1 pseudogene is annotated in these 253 nt (G+C 60.5%); it reads right to left on the bottom strand.

Annotated elements, in window-relative coordinates:
- A pseudogene (locus IV91_RS0115200) lies at positions 1–253 on the bottom strand (IS701 family transposase); the annotation flags it as partial.

The following is a 253-nucleotide window of genomic DNA, read 5'->3' as shown; positions in this document are numbered from 1 at the left end:
CACACCGCCCGCACGGGCACCCCCTTCAGGAATCGCGCCACGGTGATGGCCGAGCGCAGCCGGACCAATTGCAGTTTGCCGTACAGCATCAGATTCATTTCCTGCGCTGGCAATGTATCCAGCATGACTGCATCGAGTCGCTGCCCGTATTTTCGTTTCGGCCCCCGGCGTTTCGGTTCTGGTTCCGGAGGCAGGTAGAGTGCCGTATCCCGTCGCACCTGACCAATGATGCGTACCCTCTGTTCGAGCAAGG

The organism is Ferrovum myxofaciens (genome assembly GCF_000735045.1).
GTDB classification, from domain to species: Bacteria; Pseudomonadota; Gammaproteobacteria; order Burkholderiales; family Ferrovaceae; genus Ferrovum; species Ferrovum myxofaciens.
The sequence above is the reverse complement of the archived record's forward strand: the minus strand, read 5'-3'. Positions and strand labels throughout refer to the sequence as shown.